Origin of the sequence: Bradyrhizobium sp. BEA-2-5 (assembly GCF_032918025.1) — a bacterium.
Lineage (GTDB): Bacteria > Pseudomonadota > Alphaproteobacteria > Rhizobiales > Xanthobacteraceae > Bradyrhizobium > Bradyrhizobium pachyrhizi.
Window position 1 is genome coordinate 4628114 of record NZ_CP136629.1, and the last position, 22207, is coordinate 4650320.

The 22207-nt window shown below is 65.0% G+C and carries 22 protein-coding genes and 1 pseudogene; 1 reads left to right on the forward strand and 22 read right to left on the reverse strand.

The window, feature by feature from the left end; genetic code table 11:
- Positions 1-274: 274 nt before the first annotated feature.
- From mtnK to RX327_RS21730, 22 genes and pseudogenes are all read right to left on the reverse strand, one after another.
- Positions 275-1579 (reverse strand): S-methyl-5-thioribose kinase, encoded by a 1305-nt coding sequence (gene mtnK, locus RX327_RS21625; protein ID WP_317247066.1) that lies wholly within the window; start codon positions 1577-1579, stop codon positions 275-277.
- 86 nt (positions 1580-1665) lie between these two features.
- Positions 1666-1946 (reverse strand): annotated as a pseudogene (locus RX327_RS21630) (DUF1467 family protein).
- A 9-nt stretch (positions 1947-1955) separates the two neighbouring features.
- Positions 1956-2360: a methylmalonyl-CoA epimerase gene (gene mce / locus RX327_RS21635; RefSeq protein WP_317247067.1), complete on the reverse strand. Its 405-nt coding sequence runs from the start codon at positions 2358-2360 to the stop codon at positions 1956-1958.
- Positions 2361-2431: 71 nt separating this feature from the next.
- Positions 2432-4102 (reverse strand): ribonuclease J, encoded by a 1671-nt coding sequence (locus RX327_RS21640; protein WP_317247068.1) that lies wholly within the window; start codon positions 4100-4102, stop codon positions 2432-2434.
- A complete protein-coding gene (locus RX327_RS21645; RefSeq protein WP_317247069.1) occupies positions 4102-4908 on the reverse strand; it encodes a biotin--[acetyl-CoA-carboxylase] ligase in 807 nt (268 codons plus the stop codon). Before RX327_RS21645 ends, RX327_RS21640 begins: the two co-directional genes overlap by 1 nt.
- A 61-nt stretch (positions 4909-4969) precedes the next feature.
- On the reverse strand, positions 4970-6406 hold the full coding sequence (nuoN, locus tag RX327_RS21650; protein ID WP_317247070.1) for an NADH-quinone oxidoreductase subunit NuoN: 1437 nt from the start codon (positions 6404-6406) through the stop codon (positions 4970-4972).
- 10 nt (positions 6407-6416) lie between these two features.
- Positions 6417-7931: an NADH-quinone oxidoreductase subunit M gene (locus RX327_RS21655; protein WP_317247071.1), complete on the reverse strand. Its 1515-nt coding sequence runs from the start codon at positions 7929-7931 to the stop codon at positions 6417-6419.
- A complete protein-coding gene (nuoL, locus tag RX327_RS21660; RefSeq protein ID WP_317247072.1) occupies positions 7932-10001 on the reverse strand; it encodes an NADH-quinone oxidoreductase subunit L in 2070 nt (689 codons plus the stop codon). It lies immediately after the preceding gene.
- A gap of 8 nt (positions 10002-10009) precedes the next feature.
- Positions 10010-10318 carry an NADH-quinone oxidoreductase subunit NuoK gene (gene nuoK, locus RX327_RS21665; RefSeq protein WP_008547737.1) on the reverse strand — a complete coding sequence of 103 codons (309 nt, stop codon included), beginning with the start codon at positions 10316-10318 and terminating at the stop codon, positions 10010-10012.
- Positions 10315-10953 carry an NADH-quinone oxidoreductase subunit J gene (locus RX327_RS21670; RefSeq protein WP_317247073.1) on the reverse strand — a complete coding sequence of 213 codons (639 nt, stop codon included), beginning with the start codon at positions 10951-10953 and terminating at the stop codon, positions 10315-10317. The genes nuoK and RX327_RS21670 overlap by 4 nt, the downstream gene beginning before the upstream one ends.
- A 9-nt stretch (positions 10954-10962) precedes the next feature.
- Complete coding sequence (nuoI, locus tag RX327_RS21675) at positions 10963-11457, reverse strand: NADH-quinone oxidoreductase subunit NuoI (RefSeq protein ID WP_191093171.1); 495 nt, start codon at positions 11455-11457, stop codon at positions 10963-10965.
- 8 nt (positions 11458-11465) lie between these two features.
- A complete protein-coding gene (nuoH, locus tag RX327_RS21680) occupies positions 11466-12533 on the reverse strand; it encodes an NADH-quinone oxidoreductase subunit NuoH (protein ID WP_131868155.1) in 1068 nt (355 codons plus the stop codon).
- 10 nt (positions 12534-12543) lie between these two features.
- Positions 12544-14619, reverse strand: coding sequence for an NADH-quinone oxidoreductase subunit NuoG (nuoG, locus tag RX327_RS21685; protein WP_317247074.1), 2076 nt, complete (start codon positions 14617-14619; stop codon positions 12544-12546).
- A gap of 7 nt (positions 14620-14626) precedes the next feature.
- On the reverse strand, positions 14627-15115 hold the full coding sequence (locus RX327_RS21690) for a hypothetical protein (protein WP_152977628.1): 489 nt from the start codon (positions 15113-15115) through the stop codon (positions 14627-14629).
- 8 nt (positions 15116-15123) lie between these two features.
- A complete protein-coding gene (gene nuoF / locus RX327_RS21695) occupies positions 15124-16449 on the reverse strand; it encodes an NADH-quinone oxidoreductase subunit NuoF (protein WP_131868153.1) in 1326 nt (441 codons plus the stop codon).
- A gap of 19 nt (positions 16450-16468) precedes the next feature.
- Complete coding sequence (locus RX327_RS21700) at positions 16469-16693, reverse strand: hypothetical protein (protein ID WP_050384881.1); 225 nt, start codon at positions 16691-16693, stop codon at positions 16469-16471.
- Positions 16693-17304, reverse strand: a complete 612-nt coding sequence (nuoE, locus tag RX327_RS21705; protein WP_317247075.1) for an NADH-quinone oxidoreductase subunit NuoE — start codon at positions 17302-17304, stop codon at positions 16693-16695. The genes RX327_RS21700 and nuoE overlap by 1 nt, the downstream gene beginning before the upstream one ends.
- 41 nt (positions 17305-17345) lie before the next feature.
- On the reverse strand, positions 17346-18542 hold the full coding sequence (locus tag RX327_RS21710) for an NADH-quinone oxidoreductase subunit D (RefSeq protein WP_317247076.1): 1197 nt from the start codon (positions 18540-18542) through the stop codon (positions 17346-17348).
- A complete protein-coding gene (locus RX327_RS21715) occupies positions 18539-19156 on the reverse strand; it encodes an NADH-quinone oxidoreductase subunit C (protein ID WP_317247077.1) in 618 nt (205 codons plus the stop codon). Before RX327_RS21715 ends, RX327_RS21710 begins: the two co-directional genes overlap by 4 nt.
- A gap of 11 nt (positions 19157-19167) precedes the next feature.
- Positions 19168-19713, reverse strand: a complete 546-nt coding sequence (locus RX327_RS21720; RefSeq protein ID WP_317251299.1) for an NADH-quinone oxidoreductase subunit B family protein — start codon at positions 19711-19713, stop codon at positions 19168-19170.
- A 50-nt stretch (positions 19714-19763) separates the two neighbouring features.
- Entirely contained in the window at positions 19764-20129 is a 366-nt protein-coding gene (locus RX327_RS21725; protein ID WP_317247078.1) for an NADH-quinone oxidoreductase subunit A, read from the reverse strand.
- Positions 20130-20343: 214 nt separating this feature from the next.
- Positions 20344-20859: a MarR family winged helix-turn-helix transcriptional regulator gene (locus tag RX327_RS21730; protein WP_050384956.1), complete on the reverse strand. Its 516-nt coding sequence runs from the start codon at positions 20857-20859 to the stop codon at positions 20344-20346.
- A 130-nt stretch (positions 20860-20989) separates the two neighbouring features.
- On the opposite strand from RX327_RS21730, the gene RX327_RS21735 reads away from it, so the two are divergent.
- Complete coding sequence (locus tag RX327_RS21735; RefSeq protein WP_050384957.1) at positions 20990-22180, forward strand: aromatic ring-hydroxylating dioxygenase subunit alpha; 1191 nt, start codon at positions 20990-20992, stop codon at positions 22178-22180.
- Positions 22181-22207 lie beyond the last annotated feature (27 nt).

Sequence of the window (22207 nt, forward strand, 5' to 3'; positions counted from 1 at the left end):
CGTCATTCCAGCATCGCTCAACAATGATCATTGGTGGTTATGGGTCCCGGCCTTCGCCGGGACGACGCCGAGTGTGTATCGCTTGTGAGTCAAACATCCGCATTCTCGCGACATGATTTGTCCGAGCTTTGCTGTTCGTTCCGCCCTCGCGCTCAAGAGGGCACAGGGAAAGCCGAGCTGCGTAGGATGGGTAGAGCGAAGTGAAACCCATCAACCCTTGTCGCGCGGTCAGAATGATGGGTACCGCTCCGCTCCACCCATCCTACATTCCCGGCTACCTCGCAAAATCCGGCTGCCAGTGGCGCAGTTCGCGGGCGGCGTAGGTGACCGCGCCGATCGTCGTGTAGGACGGGGCCTCCAGCATCATGTTGCGCGCGAGCTTGAGGGCCCGCGCCTCGCAGATCGCACGCTGCTTCTCGTCGGCGATCCACTCGAAGTCGATGTTGTGCGCGAGGCCGAGGATGCGCCGGATGGTCTTGGCCGCGGCGAAGCCGACCGTGTCCTGGAACAGCCGCGCCATATAGGCCTGCCGTTCCGCCTCCAGCCGCGCGGCGCCCGCTTCGCCCGTGAACAGCGACGGCGGATAACCGTCGCCGTTCGCCTCGCTGCGCCACAGCGCGAGGAACTTTCGGGCAAACTCGCCCCAGACACCCTCGATGGTTTCCAGCAGCCACACCTCGAATGACGCGCGCTCGCCTTCCGTGCGCTCGTGGCCGGCGGAAGCCAGATAGGCCATCAGCAGATTGCCGATGACGGCGCCGATATCAAAACCCATCGGGCCGTAGAAAGCAAATTCCGGGTCGATCACCCGCGTCTGGCTCTCCGTCACCATGATCGAGCCGGTGTGGAGGTCGCCGTGGATCAGCGCCTCGGGGCCCGCCATGAATTTCAGCTTCAGGCGGGAGATCGCGACATGCAGCTCCTGGTCCTCGCGCAAGGCTGCCGCCACGCCGTCGAGATAAGGCGCGGTCCAGCGGTTCTGCTCGGCGATGCGGTATGGATCGGTGAAGATCAGATCCTCCGTGATCTTGCACAGGGCGTGGTTGCCGGCAAAGGCCGCGATGCCCTCCTTCTTCTCGGCGGCGGAGAGCGCGAGGTCGGAGGTGAAGAACAGCGTTTGCGCCAGGAAGGTCGAGATATCCTCGACAAAGCGCGGGTACCGCGTGGCCTCGATCAGGCCCTTGCGCATGATGATGTGCGGCTCGAGCAGCTCCATCGCGGTGAGCGCGAGCGGCGCATCATGATGCCGCACCGCCGGCACGAGCATCGGCGCCAGCCGCGCCTGATGCACCAGCGCGAGATGCTCATAGTGCGCGCGGGACAGCGGCAGCGGCCAGCTTTCCCCGACGAGACGGACATAGGGCAGCGCCTGCTTCACCGCGACGCCGCCGCTGGCGCCCTTGACGATGAAGACGAGGTTGAGATTGCCGTCGCCGACCTCAGTGATGGACCAGTCGGCAGACCGGCCGCCGAGCTGCGTGACGATGGCCGGAAGCCCCGCGAGATAGTCCCGCAGATCGGCCTCTCGCAGGATTCGATACGCGCTCTGCCCGGAGCCCGGTTGGGTCCGCAGGTCCATCGTGGTCGCCTCCTCCACGTTTCCAGGGTGAGGTTGATCCTCACTCCCATCTCACGACATGCGGGCCGTTCCCGGCCTCTTGTAGGTCAGTTGTGAAACTCCGGCATTCCCATCAATTTCGACAGACGCTCGATCGAGAGATAGCCGGCATGATAGGCCCGCCGATGCCGTAGATCACCGCCGAGATGATCGTGGTCCAGATCAGCTTGCGCCCCATCCGCGTCAGGATCGGCGCGCCGGGGTCGGTGCCGGGTGCGCCGACGCCATCCTCGTGCTGGCTGCGCACGCCGAATGGCAGCGTCAGGAACAGCGCGACCCACCAGATGACGAAGTAGATCGCAAGTGCGGTCGATATCTGGATGGCCATGGGACGGCCTTACGCCTGCTCGATCTCGACCAGCGCGCCGGAAAAGTCCTTCGGGTGCAGGAACAGCACCGGCTTGCCGTGGGCGCCGATCTTCGGCACGCCGTCGCCCAGCACCCGCGCGCCCTCGGCGATCATGCGGTCACGGGCCGCGATGATGTCGACGACCTCGTAGCAGACATGGTGGATACCGCCATCGGCATTGCGTTCGAGAAACTTCGCGATCGGCGAGGCCTCGCCAAGCGGCTCGATGAATTCGATCTTGGTGTTGGGCAAGGTCGCAAACACGGTGGTGACGCCGTGCTCGGGCAGCGGAACCGCATCGGAAATCTCGGCATTGAAGGCAGTGCCGTAGATCTTCGCGGCCTGCTTGGCGTCCTTGACCGCGATCGCGACGTGATTGAGCCGGCCCAGCATCTCTCTCTCCCTTTAGTTGAGCATGATCTCTTCGGAAAACCGCTTCGTACTTTTCCGGATCATGCTTAGGCTCAAACCGTCAGAACGTGCACGACGCAGATCGGCTTCTTGCCCCATTGCTCGTTCAGCGCGGCCCGCACCGCGCGGCGCACCGATTCCCCCAGCGCGTCCGGATCGCGCCGCCGCGGCTTCGGCAGGCCCTCGATCGTCGATACCACCACATCGAACACGATGTCGTCGAGCAGTTCGCCCGCCGCATTGTTCTCTGGGATGCCGACGAGATCGACCTCGGGATCGTCGGCGAGCTCGCCCTGCCCGGTCATGGCGATGGCGACGAAGGCGCAGCCGGAGAACGCCATGCGACGCCGCTCGACCACGGCGCGCGACTTGGAATCCTCCAGGATCGTGCCGTCCTTGTAGAGACGCCCGGACGGCACCTCGCCGATAATGCCGGGATCTCCTGGACCGAGCTTGACGAGGTCGCCATTGCGGCAGACCAGCACGCGCGGCACGCCGGCGGCGCGCGCGAGCTTGGCGTGCTCGTGCAGATGCAGGGCCTCGCCATGGACCGGGATCAGGAGTTGCGGCTTCACCCAGGAGATCAGGTCGCGCAGCTCGTCGCGGCGGGGATGCCCGGAGACGTGAACCAGGGCGTCGCGGTCGGTGATGATCTCGACGCCCTGCAGCACCAGATTGTTGATGATCGAGCCGACGGCCTTCTCGTTGCCGGGAATGGTGCGCGAGGAGAAGATGACGCTGTCGCCGCGGTTGAGCGTGATCTCGGGATGGTCGTCGTTGGCGATGCGCGCCAGCGCGGCGCGCGGCTCGCCCTGGCTGCCGGTGCACAGCGCCAGCACCTTGTCCTGCGGCAGATGGCCGTAGATGTCGGGCGAGCGGAAATTCTGCACGCCGTCGAGATAGCCGGTCTCGCGCGCCACCTGCACCACGCGCTCCATGGCGCGGCCGACCACGACGACCTCGCGGTCGGCGGCCTTGGCGGCATCCGCCACCGCCCGCACGCGGGCGACATTGGAGGCGAACGTCGTGACCGCGACCCGGCCCTTGGCCGCCTTGACCAGTTTCTTGATGGTGGCGGCGACCTCGGTCTCCGAGGGCGAACGGCCGTCGCGCACCGCGTTGGTGGAATCACCGACCAGCGCCAGCACGCCTTCGTCGCCGAGCTCGCGCAGCCGCCGCTCGTCGGTCGGCTGGCCGATGATCGGAGTCGGGTCGATCTTCCAGTCGCCCGTATGCAGCACCGTGCCGGCTTCGGTGTGGATCGCCAGTGCATGCGCTTCCGGAATCGAATGCGCGACGGGGATGAACTCGACGTTGAACGGGCCGACATCGATGCGGCCCCCGGACGGGACCACGGTGACAGGGATCTCGGGCGCATTGCGCTCGGCAGCGCATTTGGCCTCGAACAGCGCCGCGCTGAACTTGGTGGCGTAGATCGGGCATTTCAGTTTCGGCCAGAGATCGATGATGGCGCCGAAATGGTCCTCATGGGCGTGGGTCAGCACGAGGCCCATCAGGTTCTTGCGCTCCTTCTCCAGGAAGGAGATGTCGGGCATGATCAGGTCGATGCCCGGCAGATGCTCCTCGTCGCCGAAGGACACGCCGAGATCGACCGCCAGCCAGGCGCGCTGGTGGCGGTTGCCGAGGCCGTAGATCGACAGGTTCATGCCGATCTCGCCGACGCCGCCGAGGGGCGCAAACGTGAGCTCGTCCGGACGCGCCATCAGTTCGACCTCACCGAGGCTGCGGTGCCGAAATAGACCTCGCCCGCCGTCACGGGCAGGCGCTCGCCATCAGCGGTGCGGACGATCAGGCAGCCGGTGTCGTCGATGGTGTCGAACGTGCCCTCAAGGGTCGCCGAGCCGGTCTGGACCGCGACCTTCTCGCCGAGCCCGGCCGCGCGCTCCAGCCACAGCCGGCGGATCTCGGGGAAGCCGCGGCCGTCGTCCCAGATGCCGCGAAACTCGACCCAGGCGTCCGACAGCGCGGCAAACAGCTCCTCCGCCCCGATCTGGATGCCGAGCGCCGCGAGCGATACGGCCGGCGTCGGCGTCCCCTCGGGTGCTGCGACGACATTGGTGCCAATGCCGACGACGACCGCCAGCCGGCTCCCGATGGCCTCGGCCTCCAGCAGGATGCCCGAGAGCTTCCTGCCGTTGGCCAGCACGTCGTTCGGCCATTTCAGGGTGAACTTCGGGCTGTCCGGTCCGAGCCGCAGCGCCGCCTCGATGCTGACCTTCCGCAGCGCGGCTTCGAGCGACAGCCCGGCGGCAAAGCCCAGCGTGGCGGCGACTGCCGGAGCGACGTCCATGACTTCGAGGATGCTGGCCGCGAGATTGCCCCTGGGCGCGACCCAGGCGCGCTGGCGGCGGCCGCGGCCGGCGGTCTGTTCCGATGTCACGAACCACATCGGCCCCTGCTCGCCGTCGCGGGCGCGCAGCATCGCCTCGGCATTGGTCGAGCCGATCTGATCGAAGGCGGCGAGCCGGTAGCCCGCCGCTATGGCCCGGGGCCCGAGCGTGAAGGTCATGTCAGAGTTATGCGCATGATTGGTTCCGAAAGCCAGCATCCCGATTTCGGAGCCGCACGCGTCAAAATAGTGATTTGGCCGCCGCCGTGGCCACGCTCACCAGCGGGCCCGGATAGGCGAAGTAGAAGATGTTGAAGATGCCGGCGACCGCCAGCACAGTGCGCAGCTCGACGCGGACCGGGTCGAGCTTGCCGAGCGGCTGGTCGAAATACATCACCTTGACGATCGACAGATAATAGAACGCGCCCACCACGCTGGTCAGCACGCCGATGACGGCGAGCGTGAACAGGTTCGCCTTGATGGCGGCGACGAAGACGTACCATTTGGCGAAGAAGCCGGCGAGCGGCGGGATGCCGGCGAGCGAGAACAGCAGCATCGCGAACATGAAGGCGAGGAGCGGATTGGTCCGCGAGAGGCCTGCGAAATCGCTGATCTGCTCCACCGCCTGGCCGTTGCGCTTCATGGCGAGGATGATCGCGAACGAGCCGAGCGTCATCGCGACATAGATCACGATGTACATCAGGACGCCCTGCGCGCCCTCGACCGTGCCGGAGGCAAGGCCGACCAGCGCGAAGCCCATGTGGCCGATCGACGAATAGGCCATCAGGCGCTTGACGTTGCTCTGGCCGATCGCGGCGAAGGAGCCGAGCGCCATCGAGGCGATCGACACGAACACCAGGATCTGCTGCCACTGCGAGACGATACCGGGGAATGCGGTCAGCGTGACGCGGGTGAAGACGGCGAGCGCGGCCACCTTCGGCGCCGAGGCGAAGAAGGCGGTGACCGGGGTCGGCGCGCCCTCGTAGACGTCGGGCGTCCACATGTGGAACGGCACCGCCGAGACCTTGAAGCAGAGGCCGACGAGCAGGAAAACCAGGCCGAACACGATACCGATGCTGCCGGTCGTGGCGGCGGCGGCGATGCCGGTGAAGCTCACCGTGCCGGTGAAGCCGTAGATCAGCGAGGCGCCGTAGAGCAGCATGCCCGAGGACAGCGCGCCGAGCACGAAATACTTCAGGCCGGCTTCGGTCGACTTGGCGTTGTCGCGGTTCGAGGCCGCCACGACGTAGAGCGCCAGCGACATCAGCTCGAGGCCGAGATAGAGCGAAATCAGGTCGCCGGCCGAGATCAGCACCATCATGCCGAGCGTCGAAAGCAGCACCAGGATCGAATATTCGAAGATGCGGCGCGACGGATCGGACAGGAACTCGGTCGACAGGACCAGGGTCACCGCCGAGCCGATCAGGGCCAGGATCTTCATGAAGCGGGCGAAGTCATCGACGATGAAGCTGCCGCCGAAGGTCACCAGCTTGCCGGCCGGCAGCCAGAGCTCCAGCACGCCGGTCAGCACCAGGAGACAGATCGCGAGCGCCGTGACGAGCCGCGTCGTCTCCTGCCCGCGATAGGCTCCGAGCATCAGAAGCGCCATCGCGCCGACCGCGAGCACGAGCTCGGGCAGCACCGGCTGCAACTGATAACCTGCACTGGAAAAGCTCATGACGAGGGCCTTACTGGACGGTCAGCGCGGCGGCCTTCATGGCCGTCACAGCGGTGTTGTAGTTGTTGACGAGTTGCTGGACCGAGGCGGCCGACATGTCGAGCACCGGCTTCGGATAGACGCCGAACAGGATCGTCAGCGCAATCATCGGGAACAGGATCACGCACTCGCGCAAGGTGAGATCCTTCATGCTCGCCAGCGACGGCTTGGCCAGCGCCCCGAACACGACCTTGCGGTAGAGCCACAGCGCATAGGCCGCCGACAGGATCACGCCGAAGCTGGCGAAGAACGCCGTCGGGATCGAGACCTTGAAGGTGCCGAGCAGCGTCATGAACTCGCCGACGAAGCCGCTCGTGCCGGGCAGACCGACATTGGCCATGGTGAAGACCATGAACGTCATCGCGTAGAGCGGCATCCGGTTGACGAGGCCGCCATAGGCCGCGATCTCGCGGGTGTGCAGACGGTCGTAGACGACGCCGACGCAGAGGAACAGCGCGCCGGAGACGATGCCGTGCGAGATCATCTGGAACACGCCGCCGGCGACACCCTGCATGGTGCCGGCGAAGATCCCCATGGTGACGAAGCCCATATGCGCCACCGACGAGTACGCGATCAGCTTCTTCATGTCCTCCTGCATCAGGGCCACCAGCGAGGTGTAGATGATCGCGATGGCCGAGAGCGTGAACACCAGCGGCGCGAAGTCGTGCGAGGCCAGCGGGAACATCGGCAGCGAGAAGCGCAGGAAGCCGTAGCCGCCCATCTTCAGCAGGATCGCGGCGAGGACCACCGAGCCCGCCGTCGGCGCCTCGACATGCGCATCGGGCAGCCAGGTGTGGACCGGCCACATCGGCATCTTCACCGCGAAGGAGGCGAAGAAGGCGAGCCAGGCCCAGGTCTGCAACGAGCGCGGCACGGCGGTGTGCATCAGGGTCGGGATGTCGGTGGTGCCGCCGTTCCAGTACAGCGCCATGATGGCGAGCAGCATCAGGACCGAGCCGAGCAGCGTGTAGAGGAAGAACTTGAACGACGCGTAGACCCGGCGGGGGCCGCCCCAGACGCCGATGATCAGGAACATCGGGATCAGGCCGCCCTCGAAGAACAGGTAGAACAGCACGAGATCGAGCGCCGAGAAGGTGCCAATCATCAGCGTTTCCAGGATCAGGAACGCCATCATGTATTCGCGGACGCGGCTCGTGATCGCCTTCCAGCTCGCGATGATGCAGAACGGCATCACGGCGGTGGTGAGGATCACCAGCGGCAGCGAGATGCCGTCGACGCCCATGTGGTAGGTGATGCCGGTGGCGAGCCAGTTCGCCTTCTCGACGAACTGGAAGTCGGGGTTGGCGGGGTCGAAGCGCATGACCAGGATCACCGACACCGCGAAGGTGATCAGCGTGGTCCACAGCGCGATCCAGCGCGAGTTGCGGCTCGCGGTCTCGTCACCGCCCCGCGCCAGCAGATAGACCAGGAGCGCGCCGACCAACGGCAGGAACGTCGTGACCGAAAGAATGGGCCAGGTTGTCATTTACTGGCCTCCAAAGCCGAACATGAACCAGGTGATCAGGCCGGCGGCGCCAATCAGCATGGCGAATGCGTAGTGGTAGAGGTAGCCGGTCTGGATCTTCACGACGTTGCGGGTGACGTCCAGCACGCGGGCCGAGACGCCGTCGGGACCGAAGCCGTCGATGATGAGCCCGTCGCCCTTCTTCCAGAGCTGATAACCGATCCACTTCGCCGGACGGACGAAGATGACGTCGTAGAGCTCGTCGAAGTACCATTTGTTGAGCAGGAACTGGTACAGCATCGGCTGCGTCTTCGCGAGCTCGACCGGCAGATAAGGCCGGCGGATGTAGAACAGGTACGAGATGAACAGGCCGAGCGCCATCATCACGGTGGGCAGCGGCGCAAGCCAGCCCGGCATGTGGTGCATCTCCTCGATGATGTGCGGGTTCATCTTCACGGATTCGCGGAAGAACTCCTCGATGCCGTGACCGGCGAACAGCTCCTTGAACGGCAGCCCCGCGACGAACGAGCCGACCGCGAGCACGCCGATCGGGATCAGCATCCAGATCGGAGCCTCGTGCGCTGCCTCGTAGTGGTGCTCATCATGCGGCTCGCCGTGGAAGGTCTTGAAGATCAGGCGCCAGGAGTAGAACGAGGTCAGGCCGGCGGCCGCGATGGTCAAGAGATAGGCGTAGGTCGCGAACGGATTATGCGCCGCGTAGGCGGACTCGATGATCGCGTCCTTGGAGAAGTAGCCGGCGGTGAGCGGAAAGCCGGTGAGCGCCAGGGTGCCGACCACCATCACCGCATAGGTGTAGGGGATCTTCTTCCAGAGGCCGCCCATGTTGCGGATGTCCTGCTCGTGGTGCATCGCGTAGATCACCGAGCCGGAGCCTAGGAACAGGAGCGCCTTGAAGAAGGCGTGCGTGAACAGGTGGAACATGCCGACCGAGTAGGCCCCCGCTCCCATCGCCACGAACATGTAGCCGAGCTGCGAACAGGTCGAATAGGCGACGATGCGCTTGATGTCGTTCTGGACGAGGCCGATGGTCGCGGCGAAGAACGCGGTGGTCGCGCCGAAGAACATCACGACGGCCTGCGCGTTCGGGGCGAGCTCGAACAGCGGCGACAGGCGCGCCACCATAAAGACGCCGGCGGTGACCATGGTCGCGGCGTGGATCAGCGCCGACACCGGGGTCGGGCCTTCCATCGCGTCCGGCAACCAGGTGTGCAGCAGGAACTGCGCCGACTTGCCCATCGCGCCCATGAACAGGAGGAGACAGGTCAGGGTCAGCGCGTCGGCGTGCCAGCCGAGGAAGTTGACGGTCTTGCCGGTGAGTCCGGGAGCAGCGTGGAAGATGGTCTCGAAATCGGTCGAGCCGACCAGCATGAAGATCGCGAAGATGCCGAGCGCGAAACCGAAATCGCCGACGCGGTTGACCACGAAGGCCTTGATCGCGGCCGCGTTCGCCGACGGCTTCTGGTACCAGAATCCGATCAGCAGGTAGCTGGCCAGACCCACGCCCTCCCAGCCGAAGAACAGCTGCACGAGGTTGTCCGCCGTCACCAGCATCAGCATGGCGAAGGTGAACAGGCTGAGATAACCGAAGAAACGCGGCCGGTTCGGGTCCTCGTCCATGTAGCCGATGGAATAGAGGTGCACGAGCGAGGACACGGTGGTCACCACCACCAGCATCACGGCGGTGAGCGTGTCGACGCGCAGCGTCCACCAGACCTGGAGGTCGCCGGAGAAGATCCAGGGCAGCAGCACGACGCGCGCGTCGTGATGCATGAAGCCGACATCGACCAGCGTCATCCAGGACAACGCCGCCGAGACGAACAGCAGCGCCGTGGTGATCAGCTCGGCGGGGCGCGAGCCCGCCGCCGGCGGCTCGGAGACGTGGTGGTCGTCATGGCCATGGTCATCATGGCCGTGATCGTCATGGGCCGCGGAGGCATGGGCATCCCCATGCGCATCGTCGTGATGGCCGACGGTATCGCCGCTCGGGCAGCGCGCATGGGCACCGACCAGCGAGATAATGCCTGCGAGGATGGCGCCCAGCAGAGGCAGGAAAACGATTGCCTGAACCATTTGAGAGCTCAGCCCTTCATCAGATTGACGTCCTCAACCGCGATCGAGCCGCGGTTGCGGAAATAGACCACCAGGATGGCGAGACCGATCGCAGCTTCAGCGGCCGCAACGGTCAGCACCAGCAACGCGAAGACCTGGCCGACGATGTCGCCGAGGAAGGTCGAGAACGCCACGAGGTTGATGTTGACCGAGAGCAGGATCAGCTCGATCGACATCAGGATGACGATGATGTTCTTGCGGTTCAGGAAGATGCCGAGGATGCCGAGCGTGAACAGGATCGCGCCGACCGCCAGATAATGTCCGAGCCCGATCGTCATTTCACCCACTCCGCCGCATCGGCGTCCGAGAGCCCCTGCCCCGGCGCCACCTTGCGCATCGCCATCGCCATCTCGGGCGTGCGTGCGTTCTGAACGTTGATGTCCTGCCGCTTCACGCTCACCTTGTGCCGGAGCGTCAGCACGATGGCGCCGATCATGGCGACCAGCAGCACCATGCCCGAGAGCTGGAAGTAGTGGATGTACTTCGTATAGAGCACGAGGCCGAGCGCCTCGGTGTTGCTGACATTGGCCGGGATCGCCGCCGTGATCGTCTTGGAGACGCCGGGATTGATGACCCAGAAGCCGACGGTGAGCAGCAGCTCGAACAGGAAGATGCCGCCGATCACGAGGCCGACCGGCAGGTACTCGATGAAGCCCTCGCGCAGCTCGAGGAAGTCGACGTCGAGCATCATGATCACGAACAGGAACAGCACCGCGACCGCGCCGACATAGACGACGATCAGCATCATGCCGAGAAACTCGGCGCCCATCAGCACGAACAGGCCGGAGGCGTTGACGAAGGCCAGGATCAGGTACAGCACGGAGTGCACGGGATTGCGCGAGACAATCACCATCACGGCCGAGGCGACGCAGACGCCGGCGAACAGATAGAAGAACAGCGCGGGAAGGATCATGCCCTCACCTCACCGGTACGGCGCGTCGAGCTCGATCGCTTTCGCGATCTCGCGTTCCCAGCGGTCGCCGTTGGCGAGCAGCTTGGCCTTGTCATAGAACAATTCCTCGCGGGTCTCGGTCGCGAACTCGAAGTTCGGGCCTTCGACAATGGCGTCCACAGGACAGGCCTCCTGGCAGAGGCCGCAATAGATGCACTTCACCATGTCGATGTCGTAGCGCACGGTGCGGCGGGTGCCGTCGTTGCGGCGCGGCCCGGCCTCGATGGTGATGGCCTGCGCCGGGCAGACCGCTTCGCACAGCTTGCAGGCGATGCAGCGCTCCTCGCCGTTCGGATAGCGGCGCAGCGCGTGCTCGCCGCGGAAGCGCGGCGAGATCGGGCCCTTCTCGAACGGATAGTTCAGCGTCGGCTTCGGCTGGAAGAAATAGCGCATGGCGAGGAAGAACGCCGAGACGAACTCCGACAGCAGAAGCGAGCGTGCAGTGGCGTTGACGTTGATACCCATGACGGCCCTCACTTCGGCGCGATGCCGGCGAAATGCAGCACGCCGGCCACCACGATCACCATCACCAGCGACAGCGGCAGGAACACCTTCCAGCCGAGGCGCATCAGTTGATCGTAGCGGTAGCGGGGCACGATCGCCTTCGCCATCGCGAACAGGAAGAACATGAAGAACAGTTTCAGCGAGAACCAGATGATCCCCGGCACCCAGTTGAAGGGCGGCAGGTCCACCGGCGGCAGCCAGCCTCCGAGGAACAGGATCGTCGCCAGCGCGCACATCGTGACGATCGCGACATACTCGCCGAGCATGAACAGCAGGTACGGAGTCGAGCCGTATTCGACCATGAAGCCGGCGACGAGCTCGGATTCGGCTTCGACGAGGTCGAAGGGCGGACGGTTGGTTTCCGCCAGCGCCGAGACGTAGAATACCACGAACATCGGGAACAGCGGCCAGACGTACCAGTTCAGGATGGTGAGCTGCGGCAGCCCGATCAGGCTGGCGAGGCCGCGCGCGTGCTGGGCCTCGACCACGGCCGACAGGTTCAGCGTGCCGGCGCAGAGCAGCACCGTGATGATGACGAAGCCGATCGAGACTTCGTACGACACCATCTGCGCCGCCGAGCGCAGCGCGGCCAAGAACGGATACTTCGAGTTCGACGACCAGCCGGCCATGATGATGCCGTAGATCGACAGCGACGAGATCGCGAAGATGAAGAGGACGCCGACATTGATGTCGGCGATCACCCAGCCGAGATTGGTCGGGATCACCGCCCAGGCGGCGAGCGCGAGCACGCAGGACACCAGCGGCGCCAGCAGGAACACGCCCTTGTTGGCGCCGGCCGGAATGATCGGCTCCTTCAGCACGAACTTCAAAAGGTCGGCAAAGGACTGCAGCAGGCCCCACGGGCCGACCACGTTCGGGCCGCGGCGGATCTGAACCGCCGCCCAGATCTTGCGGTCGGCGAGCAGGATGTAGGCGATCGCGACCAGGAGGACGACAAGCACCAGGACGCTCTGCGCGACCATGATGATCAGCGGCCAGAGGAACCCGGTCCAGAATGCGCTTTCGAAGAATTCCATCAGATCACGCTCACTCCGCTGCGGTCAGCATATGCCCGGAGGCGAGGCGCGAGCATTCCGCCATCACGGCGGATGCACGCGCGATTGGATTGGTCAGGTAGAAGTCCTCGATGGTCGGCTTGAATGCCGCCTTGTCGACGCTGCCGCCCTTGCCTGCCAGCGCCTTGACGTCGTCAGGCTTGCCGGCCTCGATCTGGTCGAGACGCATCAGATGCGGCACGGCCTTGAAGATCGCCTGGCGCAGCGCTGCGAGCGAGTCGTAGCCGAGCTTCTTGCCCAGCGCTTCCGACAACGCACGGATGATCGCCCAGTCCTCGCGGGCTTCGCCCGGCGGGAACGCGGCGCGGCCGGTCATCTGCACGCGGCCCTCGGTGTTGACGTAGATCGCGGACTTCTCGGTGTAGGCCGCGGCCGGCAGAATGACGTCGGCGCGATGCGCGCCGCGGTCGCCATGGGTACCGATATAGACGACGAAGGTGCCGTCCGGCGCCTTGATCTCGTCGGCCCCTAGCAGGAACAGCAAGTCGAGCGTGCCGAACGTCGTCATCTGCGCGGCGTTCAGCCCACCCGCGGCTGCTGAGAAACCGATATCGAGCGCACCGACGCGCGAGGCGGTCTCGTGCAGCACGCCAAAACCGTTCCAGCCGTCCTTCAACGCGCCGACATTGAGCGCGAGCTTGGCGGCCTGCGCCAGCACGGCCGCCCCGTCATGCCTGGTGTAGGCGCCGGCGCCGACCAGGATGATCGGGTGCTGCGCCTTCTTCAAGACGTCGGCAAAGGAGTGCTTGCCGGCCGCGAGCTCGCCGAGCGTCTCGGTGCCCGCGCCGAGATGGTCATAGTCGTAGGTGAGGTCGGCCTTGGCGCCGATCACGCCGACCTTGAAGCCGCCGGCGCGCCAGCGCTTGCGGATGCGGGCGTTGAACACGGCCGCCTCCTTCCGCGGATTGGCGCCGATGATCAGGATCGCGTCGGCCTGGTCGATACCGGCGATGGTCGGATTGAAGATGTAGGAACCGCGGCCGGCCTTGGCGTCGAACGCATCGCCGCCCTGCACGGCGAGATTGACCGAGCCGAACTTCGCGAGCAGCTCCTTCAGCGCATACATTTCGTCGACCGCGGCGAGATCGCCGACGATCGCGCCGATCCGCTTGCCGTCGCTACGGCCGGCCTTGGCGGCAATGGCGGCGAAGGCTTCCTGCCAGGTCGCCGGCCGGAGCTGGCCGTTCTCGCGCATATAGGGACGGTCAAGGCGCTGGGTGCGCAGGCCGTCGACCACGTGGCGGGTCTTGTCGGAGATCCACTCCTCGTTCACGGCCTCGTTGATGCGCGGCAGAATACGCATCACCTCACGGCCGCGGGTGTCGACGCGGATCGCCGATCCCAGGCCGTCCATGACGTCGATCGACTGGGTCTTGCCGAGCTCCCACGGACGCGCCGCGAACGCATAGGGCTTCGAGGTCAGCGCACCAACCGGGCAGATGTCGACGAGGTTGCCCTGCAGTTCCGACGTCAGCGCGTGCTCGAGATAGGTCGTGATCTCCATGTCCTCGCCGCGGCCGGTCGCGCCCATCTCGGGGGCGCCGGCGACTTCCGCCGAGAAGCGGACGCAGCGCGTGCACTGGATGCAGCGGTTCATCGAGGTCTTGACCAGCGCGCCGAGATATTTGTCCTCGACCGCACGCTTGTTCTCGGCGAAGCGGCTGGTGTCGACACCATAGCCCATCGCCTGGTCCTGGAGGTCGCACTCACCGCCCTGGTCGCAGATCGGGCAGTCCAGCGGATGGTTGATGAGAAGGAACTCCATCACGCCTTCGCGCGCCTTCTTCACCATCGGCGAACGCGTCGAGATCTCCGGCGGCTCGCCCTTGGGGCCCGGACGGCAGTCGCGCACGCCCCAGGCGCAGCTGGCGACCGGCTTCGGGCCGCCCTTCACCTCGACGAGGCACATCCGGCAATTGCCGGCGATCGACAGCCGCTCGTGATAGCAGAAGCGCGGAATCTCGGCACCGGCCGCCTCGCACGCCTGGAGCAGCGTGTATTCGGCGGGGACATCGATCTCCTTGCCGTCGATGATGAGCTTGGTCATGTCTGTCTCAAGTCTTTCCGAGCTTGCAGTCGGGCGGTGCGACGCTCGCGGTTTTCAACGAAGTCTTCACCCATTGCTGGGTGTCGGCGCCGTAGGTCGCGAGATAGGCAGGCTGCGCCTGGTTCTTCTCGCAGAGGAACGGCAGATGCGGTTTCAGGTCGTAGTCACACGATGCCTGCCATTCGCGCTTGTCCGCGAATGCGGCAAAGGTCTCCTCGCAGGCATAGAGGAAGTACGAGACAAAACTCTCATATTGGGACCGCTCTTCGCGGCCGGCGGCCTTGATGGCGTCGTAATCGGGCTGAGCGAATTTCGGATTCTGGAATGCGAGATCGGTGTAGCCGAGAAACGCCGAACGCGCGCTGGAGGCGCGGTTCGAGGTGCGGATTTCGTTGATCTGCAGCAGGATTGCAACAAAGCCGAGCAGCGCCACGGTCGCCTGCGCCATCTGCGCAAGCGTCCCGTACTTCTGCCACCATGCGGCCTGTTGCGTCATCGCCAACATTACTCCGCCGCGACCATGTTCACGGGATCGCGCACGCCGATATCGTCGATGTCGGCCTTGTGCGAATACTGGTCGATGCGCGCTTCGATCTCGTGACGGAAATGCGTGATCAGGCCCTGGATCGGCCATGCCGCCGCGTCGCCGAGCGCACAGATGGTGTGGCCTTCGACCTGCTTGGTCACTTCAAGCAGCATGTCGATCTCGCGCTTGTGGGCGCGGCCCTCCGCCATGCGGGTGAGCACGCGCCACATCCACCCCGTGCCCTCGCGGCACGGCGTGCACTGGCCGCAGCTCTCGTGCTTGTAGAAATAGGAGATGCGGGCGATGGCACGGATCAGATCGGTGGACTTGTCCATCACGATCACGGCCGCGGTGCCGAGGCCCGAGCGCAGCTTGCTCAAGGAATCGAAATCCATCGGCGTGTCGATGATCTGCTCGGCCGGCACCATGCGCACCGACGAGCCGCCGGGGATCACGGCCTTGAGATTGTCCCAGCCGCCGCGAATGCCGCCGCAATGCTTCTCGATCAGCTCGCGGAACGGAATGCCCATGGCTTCTTCGACGTTGCAGGGCCGCTCGACATGGCCGGAGATGCAGAAGAGCTTGGTGCCGACGTTGTTCGGGCGGCCGATGCCGGCGAACCACGCCGCGCCGCGGCGCAGGATATCCGGCGCAACGGCGATGGACTCGACGTTGTTGACGGTGGTCGGGCAGCCGAACAGACCGACGTTCGCCGGAAACGGCGGCTTCAGGCGCGGCTGGCCCTTCTTGCCTTCGAGGCTTTCGAGCAGCGCGGTCTCCTCGCCGCAGATATAGGCGCCGGCGCCGTGGGCGACGTAGATGTCGAACGGCCAGCCGTTGACGTTGTCCTTGCCGACCAACTTGGCGTCGTACGCCTGGTCGATCGCAGCCTGCAGATGCTCGCGCTCGCGGATGAACTCGCCGCGGACATAAATGTAGCACGTATGCGCGTTCATCGCGCAGCTCGCGATCAGGCAGCCCTCGATCAAGAGATGCGGATCGTGCCGCATGATCTCGCGATCCTTGCAGGTGCCGGGCTCGGACTCGTCGGCATTGACGACGAGATAACTCGGCCGGCCGTCGGTCGATTCCTTCGGCATGAAGGACCATTTCAGACCGGTCGGGAAGCCGGCGCCGCCGCGGCCGCGGAGCCCCGAGGCCTTCATCTCGTTGATGATCCAGTCGCGGCCCTTGTCGATGATGTTCTTCGTGCCGTCCCAGGCGCCGCGGCGCCGCGCGCCCTCGAGCCCCCAATCGTGGAGGCCGTAGAGGTTCTTGAAGATGCGGTCCTTGTCCTCGAGCATGCTCAAAACTTTCCGAACATCACCGATTGGCTTGCGAATAAGCGAGCCCGGCAGCGCAGCCGCCGAACACGATGGCCCACAACAGGCTGGATTCCAGCGTGGCGCTCAGGCCGTAGCGCTGCAGCAGGAACATGAAGCCGGCCGCGACAGCGGTGTGCAGCGCGATCGTGCGCCAGGCCTTCATCGCAGCGCCCCTTCCTGCCTTGTTTTCCTGCCCGTTTGCCAGCACCTGAAAGCTTCGCATCAGGTGGTTTCCTTCAGCGTCGTCGGCCCGCCCGCGGGCGCCGAGTACTGGCGGCCGTTCTGCGGACCCGGCTTGGGCGGGTTGCCCGAAGCAAAACCGTCGAGCACCTTGCCGAAGCTTTCCTTGGTCAGGTCCTCGTAAGTATCCTTGCCGATCAGCACCATCGGCGCATTCACGCAGGCGCCCAGGCACTCCACCTCTTCCCAGCTGAAATTGCCGTCCTTGGAGAGATGGAAGGGCTCGTGATGGATGCGGTGCTCGCAGACGTGGATCAGATCCTCGGCGCCGCGCAGGCGGCACGGCGTGGTGCCGCAGACCTGGACATGGGCCTTCTTGCCGACCGGGGCGAGCTGGAACATCGTGTAGAAGGTCGCGACCTCCAGCACGCGGATATAGGGCATGTCGAGCATGTCGGCGATGACGCGGATCGCGGCTTCCGACACCCAGCCGTCGTTCTGCTCCTGCGCCCGCCACAGGATCGCGATCGCGGCCGAGGCCTGCCGTCCCGGCGGATACTTCTCGATCTGCTTCTTGGCCCAGGCGAGATTCTCGTCCGTGAACGTGAAGCTCGCGGGCTGCAATTCCTTCGGGGCAAGGCGGCGGACGGACATCGATCAAACTCTCATTGCGCGCGGTTCGGATGCGGACATCGTCACCGATCGACCTCTCCGAACACGATGTCGAGCGAGCCGAGGATCGCCGAGACGTCGGCGAGCAGATGGCCGCGGCAGATGTGATGCATGGCCTGGAGATGCGCAAAGCCCGGCGCGCGGATCTTGCACTTGTAGGGCTTGTTGGTGCCGTCGGCGACGAGATAGACGCCGAACTCGCCCTTCGGCGCTTCGACCGCGGCGTAGACTTCGCCGGCCGGCACGTGGACGCCCTCGGTGTAGAGCTTGAAGTGGTGGATCAGCGCTTCCATCGAGCGCTTCATCTCGCCACGGCGCGGCGGCGCGACCTTGTTGTCCTCGACGACGACGGGGCCCTTGCCCTCAGGCGCGTTCAGCTTCTGGATGCACTGTTTCATGATGCGCACGGACTGGCGCATCTCTTCCATGCGGATCAGATAGCGGTCGTAGCAGTCGCCGTTCTTGCCGATCGGAATGTCGAAATCCATCTCGGCGTAACACTCGTAGGGCTGCGACTTGCGCAGGTCCCAGGCCGCGCCGGAGCCGCGGACCATCACGCCGGAGAAGCCCCACTCCCAGGCCTCCTTGAGCGGCACCACGCCGATGTCGACGTTGCGCTGCTTGAAGATGCGGTTGGCGGTGAGCAGCCGGTCGAGGTCATCCACGACCTTCAGGAACGGATCGCACCAGGCCTCGATGTCGTCGACCAGCTTCTGCGGCAGGTCCTGGTGCACACCGCCGACGCGGAAGAAGGCTGCGTGCATGCGGCTGCCCGAGGCACGCTCGTAGAACACCATCAGCTTCTCGCGCTCTTCGAAGCCCCACAGCGGCGGGGTCAGCGCGCCGACGTCCATCGCCTGCGTGGTGACGTTGAGCAGATGCGACAGGATGCGGCCGATCTCGCAATAGAGCACGCGGATCAGCTGGCCGCGGCGCGGCACCTCGATGCCGAGCAGCTTTTCGGCCGCGAGGCAGAAGGCGTGCTCCTGGTTCATCGGCGCGACGTAGTCGAGCCGGTCGAAATACGGGATCGCCTGGAGATAGGTCTTCTGCTCGATCAGCTTTTCGGTGCCGCGGTGAAGCAGCCCGATATGCGGATCGACGCGCTCGACGATCTCACCGTCGAGTTCCAGCACAAGACGCAGCACGCCGTGCGCCGCCGGATGCTGCGGTCCGAAATTGATGGTGAAGTTACGGAGGCTTTGCGGCTGTTCATTCATGGCTTCGGCTCCGCCTTGGCCTTTTCATCCCCCGGCAACGGATAGTCCGCCCCCTCCCACGGAGACAAGAAATCGAACTTGCGGAATTCCTGGTTGAGCCGCACAGGCTCGTACACCACGCGCTTCTCCTGGTCGTCGTAGCGGACCTCGACGAAACCGGTGAGCGGGAAGTCCTTGCGCAGCGGATGCCCCTCGAAGCCGTAGTCGGTAAGGAGGCGGCGCATGTCGGGATGACCGACGAAGAACACGCCATAGAGGTCGTAGGCCTCGCGTTCGAACCAGTCCGCACCCGGGAATACGTCGATCAGCGATGGCACCTGCGTGGTCTCGTCCGCCTGGGCCCGGAGCCGGATCCGCGTGTTCAGCGTCGGCGACAGGAAGTGATAGATCACGTCGAAACGCTTCTCGCGGCTCGGATAGTCGACCGCGGTCACGTCGGTGACGTTGACGAAGCGGCAGCCGGGATCGTCACGCAGAAAACGGGCGACCTCCACGATTTTGCCAATCTCGACGTCGATAGTGAGCTGATTGAACGCGACCGAGTGCGCCGTGGCGACGCCCGGAAGCGCGCTAACGATCGTCTGCCCCAGGGCGTCGAGCTTGGCGTCGTCCATGACGTAAAACCTTAGCGTTCGATGGTGCCGGTGCGCCGGATCTTCTTCTGCAGCAGCAGCACGCCGTAGAGCAGCGCTTCCGCCGTGGGCGGGCAGCCCGGCACGTAGATGTCGATCGGCACGATGCGGTCGCAGCCGCGCACGACCGAGTAGGAATAGTGATAGTAGCCGCCGCCATTGGCGCAGGAGCCCATCGAGATGACGTAGCGCGGCTCAGGCATCTGGTCGTAGACCTTGCGCAGCGCCGGCGCCATCTTGTTCGTCAGAGTTCCCGCGACGATCATCACGTCGGACTGGCGCGGCGAGGCGCGCGGCGCGAAGCCGAAGCGCTCGACGTCGTAGCGCGGCATCGACACCTGCATCATCTCGACCGCACAGCAGGCAAGGCCGAAGGTCATCCACATCAGGGAGCCGGTGCGCGCCCAGGTGATGAGGTCGTCGGTCGCGGCCACGAAGAAGCCCTTGTCGGACAGCTCGGAATTGACCTCGAGGAAGAACGGATCACGGGCCCCGACCGGCTTGCCGGTCGACGGATCAAGAATACCCTTCGGAGCCATAGCGATCTCAGATTTGGCGATCGCCGGCTGCGAGGTTGCGGCGGTGGGGCTCAATCCCATTCGAGCGCTCCCTTCTTCCACTCATAGGCGAACCCGACCGTCAGCACGGCGAGGAACACCACCATGGACCAGAAGCCGGTCGCGCCAAGCTTGCCGAACGCCACCGCCCAGGGAAACAGGAACGCCACCTCGAGGTCGAAGATGATGAAGAGGATGGCGACCAGATAGAAGCGGACGTCGAACTTCATGCGGGCGTCGTCGAAGGCGTTGAAACCGCACTCATACGCCGACAGCTTTTCCGGGTCCGGCGATTGGAACGCGACCAGGAACGGCGCGATCAGGAGCGCCAGACCGATCAGGCTCGCAACTCCGATAAAGACCACAAGTGGGAGATAATTCTGCAGGATGCCGGTCATCGGCGAGGCCTTCTTGCTGCGGTTTCGGACGTGCCGCAGATTCGTTGATTGGAATTGTTCTTGAGGCTTTAGCGCAGCGCAACAGAGGGCGCAAGACAAGCTATTTTGACGCTTTTACCGTCCTTCCCGTGGGCTCTTGGCCTCATCAGGCGGATGCGCTTGCCTCCATTGATAGCGCCGCGGCGGCCATCCTGTGCCCTGCGCTCTCCCCATATCAGCCCAGCCCCCGTTCGGCAGCGAGCATCTCGGCGGCCGTCAGGGTGAGCCGATCGATGTGTCCGAGCAGCAGCTCGAGATCCCCTGGCGCAAGCTGTTCCAGCAGGCGCCGGTTTCGCTCCTGGGCGCCGGCCACGATGGCGTCATGGGCAGCCAGGCCGGCCTTGGTGAGAGAGACCAAGGTCTCCCGGTTGTCGCGCGGATTGGCCGCCTTCGCCACCAGCTTGCGCGCCACGAGCTCGGCGAGCGCCCGGCTGATCTGCCCCTTGTCCATGCCGACGGCCTCGGCGAGCCGCACCACGCTCATCGGCGGCCGCCGGCCGAGCGAGGCGACCAGACCGAACTCGACCGAGGACAGGCCGGTCAGGCGCTTGTAGCGCAGCATCGCGCCGCGCCTGAGCAGGTTCGCCAGCACCATCAGCCGCGACGACATCATCGCGGTGATCGGTGCTAGTTCGGAATCGACAACGGCCTCCGGCGGCAAGGCCCTCTCAGTCCTGAGCTTCTCGGTCATCACCAACCTCTGCCAACAAAGCCGCGCGCTGCCAAGCTCAACGATATCGTTGACATTGTCATCCATCTATCGTTGACTTGGTCAACGATAGATGGGCCGCCGGCGCCCGACCAGCGGCGGGGAGGACAACATGACGATCACCCAGCGGGACCGCGATCTCGGCACGGCCTATGCGATGAAGCCGTCCAGCACCCGGACCGAGCTCACCTCGGTCGGCCGCGGCACGCCGATGGGCGAGCTGCTGCGCCGGTATTGGCACCCGGTCGGCCTCGCCGGTGACGCAACCGATATCCCCAGAAAAGTCCGCGCACTTGGCGAAGACCTGATCCTGTTCCGCGACCGGCATGGCCGGGCCGGCCTGCTGCATGCGCGCTGCTGTCACCGCGGCACCACGCTCTATTACGGCAAGGTCGAGGAAGACGGCATCCGCTGCTGCTATCACGGCTGGAAGTTCGACACCGAGGGCCGCTGCCTCGAACAACCCTGCGAGCCCGACGGCGGCCTGTTCAAGGACAAGGTGCGCCAGCCCTGGTATCCAGTGCAGGAACGCTACGGCCTGATCTTCGCCTATATGGGGCCGGCCGAGAAAAGGCCGGTGCTGCCGCGCTACGAGTGCCTGGAGAACATGGACGACGGCGAGTTCGTCGAGGCCGACGATTCCTCGATCGGCGGCGGCGGCCCTGCCGTGATCCCTTGCAACTGGCTGCAGCATTTCGAGAACGTTGCCGACCCCTACCATGTGCCGGTGCTGCACGGCTCGTTCTCAGGCCCGCAGTTCACCAACATGATGGCCTCGATGCCCGAAGTGAAGTTCGAGATGTCGCCGCGCGGCGTCGCGGTGCGTTCGATCCGCAGGCAGGACGACGGCAAGGTGTTCTATCGCGTCACCGAGGCCGCCCTCCCCACACTCCGCGTCGTGCCCAATCCGCGCGTCGCGCAGTTCGCGCGCGTCGAATCGATCGGCTGGACCTTGCCGATCGACGACACCTCGTTTCGCATCTACGTCGCCGGCCGGGTCAAGAACGCGGGCGATATCGGGCGGATGCGCTCGAAGTTCAACGGCAAGTTCTGGTGGGACATGACCGAGGCCGAGCACCAGCAATTCCCCGGCGACTACGAGGCCCAGGTCGGCCAGGGCGCGGTGACGATCCATTCCGAAGAGCATTTTGGCCAGAGCGACCGCGGCATCCTGATGATCCGCCGGATGCTCGCTGACCAGCTCGAGGCCATGGCCACCGGCCGCGACCCGATCGGGGTGTCGTTCGACGCCGACACGAGGCCGGTCGAATTCGAGGCAGGGAATTACATCCGCGAGGCGTAAGGCCCGCGCAAAAAGAAGATCGGGGGA

Excerpts from the sequence above, each read along its gene's own strand:
- mtnK (WP_317247066.1), bottom strand. The coding sequence starts at position 1,579 with ATGGACCTGCGGACCCAACCGGGCTCCGGGCAGAGCGCGTATCGAATC.
- mce (WP_317247067.1), bottom strand. The coding sequence starts at position 2,360 with ATGCTGGGCCGGCTCAATCACGTCGCGATCGCGGTCAAGGACGCCAAG.
- RX327_RS21640 (WP_317247068.1), bottom strand. The coding sequence starts at position 4,102 with ATGGCGCGTCCGGACGAGCTCACGTTTGCGCCCCTCGGCGGCGTCGGC.
- RX327_RS21645 (WP_317247069.1), bottom strand. The coding sequence starts at position 4,908 with ATGACCTTCACGCTCGGGCCCCGGGCCATAGCGGCGGGCTACCGGCTC.
- nuoN (WP_317247070.1), bottom strand. The coding sequence starts at position 6,406 with ATGAGCTTTTCCAGTGCAGGTTATCAGTTGCAGCCGGTGCTGCCCGAG.
- RX327_RS21655 (WP_317247071.1), bottom strand. The coding sequence starts at position 7,931 with ATGACAACCTGGCCCATTCTTTCGGTCACGACGTTCCTGCCGTTGGTC.
- nuoL (WP_317247072.1), bottom strand. The coding sequence starts at position 10,001 with ATGGTTCAGGCAATCGTTTTCCTGCCTCTGCTGGGCGCCATCCTCGCA.
- nuoK (WP_008547737.1), bottom strand. The coding sequence starts at position 10,318 with ATGACGATCGGGCTCGGACATTATCTGGCGGTCGGCGCGATCCTGTTC.
- RX327_RS21670 (WP_317247073.1), bottom strand. The coding sequence starts at position 10,953 with ATGATCCTTCCCGCGCTGTTCTTCTATCTGTTCGCCGGCGTCTGCGTC.
- nuoI (WP_191093171.1), bottom strand. The coding sequence starts at position 11,457 with ATGGGTATCAACGTCAACGCCACTGCACGCTCGCTTCTGCTGTCGGAG.
- nuoH (WP_131868155.1), bottom strand. The coding sequence starts at position 12,533 with ATGGAATTCTTCGAAAGCGCATTCTGGACCGGGTTCCTCTGGCCGCTG.
- nuoG (WP_317247074.1), bottom strand. The coding sequence starts at position 14,619 with ATGACCAAGCTCATCATCGACGGCAAGGAGATCGATGTCCCCGCCGAA.
- RX327_RS21690 (WP_152977628.1), bottom strand. The coding sequence starts at position 15,115 with ATGACGCAACAGGCCGCATGGTGGCAGAAGTACGGGACGCTTGCGCAG.
- nuoF (WP_131868153.1), bottom strand. The coding sequence starts at position 16,449 with ATGCTCGAGGACAAGGACCGCATCTTCAAGAACCTCTACGGCCTCCAC.
- RX327_RS21700 (WP_050384881.1), bottom strand. The coding sequence starts at position 16,693 with ATGCGAAGCTTTCAGGTGCTGGCAAACGGGCAGGAAAACAAGGCAGGA.
- nuoE (WP_317247075.1), bottom strand. The coding sequence starts at position 17,304 with ATGTCCGTCCGCCGCCTTGCCCCGAAGGAATTGCAGCCCGCGAGCTTC.
- RX327_RS21710 (WP_317247076.1), bottom strand. The coding sequence starts at position 18,542 with ATGAATGAACAGCCGCAAAGCCTCCGTAACTTCACCATCAATTTCGGA.
- RX327_RS21715 (WP_317247077.1), bottom strand. The coding sequence starts at position 19,156 with ATGGACGACGCCAAGCTCGACGCCCTGGGGCAGACGATCGTTAGCGCG.
- RX327_RS21720 (WP_317251299.1), bottom strand. The coding sequence starts at position 19,713 with ATGGCTCCGAAGGGTATTCTTGATCCGTCGACCGGCAAGCCGGTCGGG.
- RX327_RS21725 (WP_317247078.1), bottom strand. The coding sequence starts at position 20,129 with ATGACCGGCATCCTGCAGAATTATCTCCCACTTGTGGTCTTTATCGGA.
- RX327_RS21730 (WP_050384956.1), bottom strand. The coding sequence starts at position 20,859 with ATGACCGAGAAGCTCAGGACTGAGAGGGCCTTGCCGCCGGAGGCCGTT.
- RX327_RS21735 (WP_050384957.1), top strand. The coding sequence starts at position 20,990 with ATGACGATCACCCAGCGGGACCGCGATCTCGGCACGGCCTATGCGATG.